This window comes from Marinomonas foliarum (assembly GCF_003337275.1).
GTDB lineage: Bacteria > Pseudomonadota > Gammaproteobacteria > Pseudomonadales > Marinomonadaceae > Marinomonas > Marinomonas foliarum.
On the sequence record NZ_QPJQ01000020.1, the window covers coordinates 67,140 to 73,580 of the forward strand.

At 41.7% G+C, this 6,441-nt stretch carries 9 protein-coding genes; 3 read left to right on the forward strand and 6 right to left on the reverse strand.

Going from position 1 to position 6,441, the window contains the following annotated elements; translation table 11 throughout:
- Positions 1-3 precede the first annotated feature (3 nt).
- Complete coding sequence (locus tag DFP77_RS11495) at positions 4-267, forward strand: DUF3820 family protein (RefSeq protein WP_100188303.1); 264 nt, start codon at positions 4-6, stop codon at positions 265-267.
- Here the strand turns inward: DFP77_RS11495 and DFP77_RS11500 are convergent.
- The gene (locus DFP77_RS11500; protein WP_114412430.1) at positions 264-725 is read right to left on the reverse strand and encodes a GNAT family N-acetyltransferase; all 462 of its coding nucleotides are present in this window, start codon (positions 723-725) and stop codon (positions 264-266) included. The two genes, DFP77_RS11495 and DFP77_RS11500, sit on opposite strands and share 4 nt — an antisense overlap.
- Positions 726-878: 153 nt before the next feature.
- On the opposite strand from DFP77_RS11500, the gene DFP77_RS11505 reads away from it, so the two are divergent.
- Positions 879-1,334, forward strand: a complete 456-nt coding sequence (locus DFP77_RS11505; RefSeq protein ID WP_114412431.1) for a GNAT family N-acetyltransferase — start codon at positions 879-881, stop codon at positions 1,332-1,334.
- A 111-nt stretch (positions 1,335-1,445) separates the two neighbouring features.
- Entirely contained in the window at positions 1,446-2,138 is a 693-nt protein-coding gene (locus DFP77_RS11510; RefSeq protein ID WP_114412432.1) for an aspartate/glutamate racemase family protein, read from the forward strand.
- Positions 2,139-2,218: 80 nt separating this feature from the next.
- On the opposite strand, the gene DFP77_RS11515 is transcribed toward DFP77_RS11510, so the two are convergent.
- The 5 genes from DFP77_RS11515 to DFP77_RS11535 form a co-directional block, all read right to left on the reverse strand.
- Positions 2,219-3,595 (reverse strand): class II fumarate hydratase, encoded by a 1,377-nt coding sequence (locus DFP77_RS11515; protein WP_114412433.1) that lies wholly within the window; start codon positions 3,593-3,595, stop codon positions 2,219-2,221.
- Positions 3,596-3,610: 15 nt separating this feature from the next.
- On the reverse strand, positions 3,611-3,967 hold the full coding sequence (locus tag DFP77_RS11520; RefSeq protein WP_114412434.1) for a hypothetical protein: 357 nt from the start codon (positions 3,965-3,967) through the stop codon (positions 3,611-3,613).
- Positions 3,968-4,219: 252 nt separating this feature from the next.
- Positions 4,220-4,699, reverse strand: a complete 480-nt coding sequence (locus DFP77_RS11525; protein ID WP_114412435.1) for an FKBP-type peptidyl-prolyl cis-trans isomerase — start codon at positions 4,697-4,699, stop codon at positions 4,220-4,222.
- Positions 4,700-4,786: 87 nt separating this feature from the next.
- Entirely contained in the window at positions 4,787-5,374 is a 588-nt protein-coding gene (locus DFP77_RS11530) for a DUF1439 domain-containing protein (RefSeq protein WP_114412436.1), read from the reverse strand.
- Entirely contained in the window at positions 5,371-6,246 is an 876-nt protein-coding gene (locus tag DFP77_RS11535; RefSeq protein WP_114412437.1) for a mechanosensitive ion channel family protein, read from the reverse strand. The genes DFP77_RS11530 and DFP77_RS11535 overlap by 4 nt, the downstream gene beginning before the upstream one ends.
- Positions 6,247-6,441 lie beyond the last annotated feature (195 nt).

The following is a 6,441-nucleotide window of genomic DNA, read 5'->3' on the forward strand; positions in this document are numbered from 1 at the left end:
CCCATGTTTTCACAAGAAGATCTCGTTCAAGTTGCCCGTCAAACCATGCCATTTGGAAAATACCAAGGCCGTGTGTTGATCGACCTGCCAGAAGCCTATTTATTATGGTTTGCACACGAAGGCTGGCCGAATGGCAATCTGGGACAATGGTTACAATTGGCGCTGGAAATTAAAATTAATGGCTTGGAAAAACTGGTCGATCCATTGCGTAAACCGACCGAGAAAAAGCCAGACGAACCGAAAGTTCGTATTCGCTTTGATGATTAGTCTGCCATAGAAAAAGTATTGGGATAAACATAGAACAACACACCATGTTCTTGTTTATCTAAAGCGAAACCTGCGCGTTCTGCTAGTTTCATTGATGCAATATTGCCTGCTTTAACCTGCGCCACTAATGGTTCATCAAAGCCACGCACCAGTTTGGACAGCATTTGATGAGCAAAGCCTTTTCCGCGTGCTTCTGGTGCAACCGTCCAAGATAATTCCCACGCATTCTCTAATCTGTCAGCACGACAGGTTCCGACCGCCACGCCATCCATTTCAGCAATCCACAACAAGCGCAGGTCTGGCTTATTCAGCGAGCTGCTCAACCATTTGATATGGGCATCTAAACCAATAACATCTTGATTATGAGAGGCTTCGCGAGTGGCTGGATCATTACGCCAGATAAAAAGTGTTTCTGCGTCTTTCATTTCGGCAGGTCGTAAACTCACTCGATCTGTCATATCGCACCTTATGCCTTTCCCTAATCTAAAACCTGCTTTGAAAAACAGTATACACTTTTGTTTAACGACTAAAAGATACTAAATTAAGGTACAAAAATTGCTTACTTTGGCGTATTAAATAGCCCATCATTTTCAGTAAGGAAAGAACACTAAATGGACATCAGAATCGACGATTTATCTGGCCCAGAAGTCAAACAAATACTCACTGAACACCTCGAGGACATGTTTGCAACCTCACCACCAGAATGTGTTTTTGCATTAGATTTAGATGGCTTAAAAAAACCAAACATTACCTTCTGGACAGTGTGGGAAGATAGCCAATTACTCGGCTGTGGGGCACTTAAATCTCATGACGATACCCATGGTGAAATTAAATCTATGCGCACCACCCTTGCTGCTCGCAACAAGGGTGTTGCCTCTACCCTACTTCACCATATTCTCGATACAGCCAAACAAAAAGGCCTAAATATAATCAGCCTAGAAACTGGATCACAAGACTTTTTCAAGCCAGCTAGAAAACTCTACGCGAAGCATGGATTTATTGAATGTGGACCTTTTTCTGATTACAAACTAGATCCTCACAGCGTATTTATGACTAGAAAGATTTAAACCAATAAGCCATCACAGTTCCGCCATTTATTTTTTCAAACTGTGCATTACTGCTTATTCATTGGCGCGTTAGACTTCATAGACTTGTTATAAATTCCAAAGGACGCAAGCATGAAAACGATCGGCATTATTGGTGGCATGAGTTGGGAATCTTCCGCCTTATATTACAAAACCATCAACGAGTTAACCAAACAGCGCCTTGGCGGATTGCATTCCGCCAAGATTATTTTATCCAGTGTCGATTTTGCGGAAATTGAGCGGTTGCAACATCAAGGCGATTGGACTCAATTAGGGGAAATCCTCGCTGCAGAAGCCAAACGTTTAGAACAAGCTAAAGCTGATTTTATCCTTATCGCAACCAACACCATGCACAAGGTAGCGGACGTTGTTCAAAGTGCGATGCACATTCCGTTGTTACATATTGCCGATGCCACAGCCAAGGAGCTTTTGAAGCAGAAGCATCAAAAAGTAGGCTTTATTGGTACACGCTATTCGATGGAAGAAGACTTCTATATTAAGCGTCTAGAGGATCAATATGGCTTAGAGGTTATTACACCATCGAAGCAAGACAGGGACGAGATACATAGAATTATTTACGATGAATTATGTCTTGGAAACATTCGTCCAGAATCTAGGGAAATTTATATAGATATAGTCAATCGACTCCAAGCCAGCGGGGCAGAAGCCGTCATCGAAGGGTGCACGGAAATCACCTTATTACTAAAGCAAGAACACGTCGCCGTGCCTTTGTTTGACACCACATATATTCATGCTAAAGCCACTGTGGAGAAGGCATTAGCATGAATAATTAAGCATAAAAAAAGCCAGCGCGAACGCTGGCTCGGGTTTTCTATATTTGGAAAGGGAACAACCAAATAAAGAAACTATAACCCACCATGAGTTAACTTAGCAGGGTCGAGTAAGGAGAGCAATTCGTCTCGGTTTAACTCTGTTTCTTCTTCTGCAACATCCACCACTGGCCGCCCCCCTTTATAGGCTTTCTTCGCGATTTCTGCAGCTTTACCATAACCTATAATTGGGTTTAGCGCCGTCACCAAAATAGGATTACGATGCAATGCTTCATTCAATTTATCTTCGTTGACCGTTAGCGTTGCAATGGCATTGTCTGCCAAAAGCTGTCCACTGTTCGCCAATAACTTAATGCTGTTTAGCAAGTTCTTAGCAATCATTGGCAACATAACGTTCAATTCAAAATTACCCGACTGACCACCAATGGTAATCGCAGCGTCATTACCAATAACTTGTGCCGCCACCATCGCCGTTGCTTCTGGAATCACTGGATTCACTTTACCTGGCATAATAGACGAACCTGGTTGCAAGGCTTGTAGGGAAATTTCACCTAACCCTGCTAATGGGCCAGAATTCATCCAGCGCAGGTCATTAGCAATTTTCATGTAAGTCACAGCCACCGCCTTTAACTGACCCGATAAGGCAACTGCTGTATCTTGTGAGCCAATCAAAGCAAAAAAGTTATCGCCTTTACTAAAAGTCACATTTGTTAAATAAGACAACTCTTTAGCAAACAGTTCTGCAAATTCTGGATGAGCATTAATCCCCGTCCCTACAGCCGTTCCGCCTTGGGCAAGTTTGGTTGTCTTAGCTTCAAGATAGGTTAAATTATCAATATTGTCTTGTAGCTGTGAGGCCCACGCATGAAAGGTCTGGTCCAATCGCACAGGCATAGCGTCCATCAAATGCGTACGGCCTGTTTTAGTGTACTCAGCCAGCGCAGTACCTTTCTCAAGAATCGTTTCTTTCAAATGAGTCAAGACGGGTAACAGGTGACCTGTTAATTCTAAGGTTGCGCTCACATGAATCGCACTAGGAATGACATCATTACTGCTCTGACCATAATTCACATGGTCATTGGGATTCACTGCTGAACCGAGATGTGCACTCGCTAATGAAGCAATTACTTCATTGGCGTTCATGTTCGAGCTAGTACCTGAGCCTGTTTGAAAAACATCCACAGGAAAGTGCTGCATAAGATTATCGCTGTCTAACAGCTCGTCACAGGCGCTTTGAATCGCTGTCGACATTTCTGACGTTAGACATTCAAGAGATTCATTGGCGCGTGCTGCTGCGGCTTTGATCAAGATAAGTGAACGAATGAAGGCTTCTGGTAATGGCTCATCGCTAATTGGAAAGTTATTAATCGCTCTTTGTGTTTGAGCACCATAAAGGGCGTTTTCAGGGACTTCTAATTCGCCCATACTGTCTTTTTCAATACGCATTTTCATTGGTAAATGATGTCCTTATTGCTCGAAAGAAGAAATAAAGTAATGGCTTAGAATTCGTAAACTGTGCTCCATCTTGAAGTAATTCTTAGCATCTTGATAGGTCACAATTAAATGCTTTAGATGTGACAAGGGCAAATACACCTTGTCCAAACACGTTTGTCGCCAATGAGGCACAACATTGGTGTCGCACACTGTATCCAGCAACACATTAAACACTCTTTGATGCAATAACGTCGCATCAGTAATATTCAAGCGTTCAGCATACTCTTCCGTTAGTTTCAGATAATGATAGAGCACTTCTGGGGAGTCTGCACACAGCCCTCCCTGAATAGTCTGCTCGAGCACTGAAAATGGCACTAAATAATGACTCATCGCTTCGTCCTCTAGATATAGAACACACAAAATATAAATGATAACTATTATCAATAATGTGCACCTCGACGAGATCTGTCAAGCAGTTGATAACGATTCTTATTAAATTTTAATATTTGCTGCAATCACTTGATTAAAATCAGTCTTTCTCTACTCATCTAAAAAACACAAACTTATAAATGCAAAAGCCCCCGCTGCGTCATCCGCAACAGGGGCTTTATAGAAAATTGCTTTATTTGTAGCACTTTACTCTTAGTGGTGGTGACCGCCAACGCCGTGAGCATGACCATGAGCAATCTCATCGTTCGTCGCTTCACGAGAATCTACGATCTGAATGTTGAAAGTCAGATCTTTACCAGACAGTGGGTGGTTCAAATCAACAGTTGCATGCTTCAGGCCAACTTTAACCACAGTCACCTGACGCATACCCTTATCAGTTTGCACCATAGCAACCATGCCAGCTTTCCAGCGTTTCGCACCTTGTAAATGTTTTACAGGCACTTGTTGCTGGCGGTCTTCATGGCGTTCACCATAGGCATCAGCACATGCAACGGTTACTTCAAATTCTTCGCCAACCTCTTTGCCTTCCATAGCTTTTTCAAGCCCTGGAATAACATTACCGTGGCCATGTAAATACGCAGCAGGATCTTTACCTGCAGAGGTTTCAATAAGTTCTTCGCCATGGCGCAAAGTGTAATGAAATTGAACAACTTGGTTGTCTGCAATCGACATGATGTTTCCTTAATATCTGGTTATATAATATTCGGGCATTATAGTGGCTATGTAGTAACTTACCTAGACCCTTAACCAAAGTCTTATCTAAAAGATAGACAACTCTAACGAGTCTTCTTTGATAATAATGTCTTTCACCATAGCCGCAGCTGCTTTTTCAAACGGCGAGTGGTTCAAGACATACACTGGATGCTTGTCAAAATACTGTACCAGTGCCTTTTCGAAATCATCGTGCAGTGACCCTAAAGTAGAGCGCAGCATTTTATCGTTAAAGCTTGAACCTTCGACTTCAATCTTAGTAATTTTTGGCGCCACCAAATACAGTCGGTCCTCTTCAATCCGAACACCAGACTCAAAAGAAGGGTTTACTCTTGTCGTAAGCGAAAAGTTCTGACCGAATGCTGTTAATGTCCCTGTCATTTTGCCAACAAGATCAACTAACACTAAACCACCATCACGCTCAGTAAAATCAATTTTTGCGGAGCTAACCAGGAAATCTAAGTTTAGAGTATTGCCATCTAATGTCAGCGCAATTTGGTTCTGTTGTGGTTTAGCAAGTTCCTTTGCTACTTCTTCGTTAACCTTACTTTCAGTGACACGAAAACTATTACATCCTGTTGTTAATAAGGTGACACAAAGTATAAAACATAGCGTTAGTGTACGAGCTTGAATCATTGCTCTTTCCCCACAGCATCTAATCTAGCATCACGACTTTCATACCAAAATGCCATAAAGTCTTCGGTTACTTTTTGTTCAATTTCAACAGCTTCTTCTGTCGGACAAAAAAGTGAAATACTAAAAATATTAAAGCCTTCTACCGTGGTCGTAATACGCACTCGCGGCTCAGGACCGGAAATTTTAATATCCAAACGCTTTTCAATCAGGCTGTTATAACGAATAGCAACTTCATGAAAATGCTCGCTGTATCCACGAATTTTTTCCAGTATTTGCTCTTTTATGGTAAATAAATTTACATCGTCAGTGGCTCGTGAAATAGAAAATGTATGAGTAACATAACGACGCATATAGTTTAAGTTTTGAACGGTTTGTAATAACAGCACACTGTTGGGCACCACTGTAGTTCGGCCAGTGTAAGAGTAAGTTCCGCCTTTCAGATCCACTTCAAATAAAGTAGTTGATAGCCAGTCACTATCCGTTACCTCACCCTCATAGTTTGCGATTCGAATCCAATCACCAACCTGGTAAGGGCGGGTACTCGCTCGGTAAAATGCACCAATAATACAAGCAATAAACTCCTTAGTAGCAATAACCAAAGCCACCATAAATGCGGCGATTGAAATAGCTATGTTTTGTAGCTCAGACGACCAAATCAACACCAGGCCAACCACTAAAAAAAGGTTAAAGATGTTATCAACAGTGTTGATTCTCTGACGTTTTTTATCGTGCTCAATGTTTTGGTGCAGACGGATGACACGCTTCGTATAACGTCGCACTATGTAAGACAACAAAACCCAAGCGAGTGTTAAAGCGATCTCAACATGATCCATTACAATAGAAAAGTCTAACTGAGAGAAATCGATCGACATAAAAAGTGTTTCCTTTAGCAAGGGCGTAACTTTAACAACCATTGCTCATATCAACAAATAAAAGAACTAGACAAAAGGGAAAATAATACTGTACATTTATAAGGGCTATCCATTTAGAGCAACCAGACACTACATCTAGTGTTTATCTGGTTTTAATGCCCTTATAGGTTAGGGGTTTTGTTGTGACTGATTGTT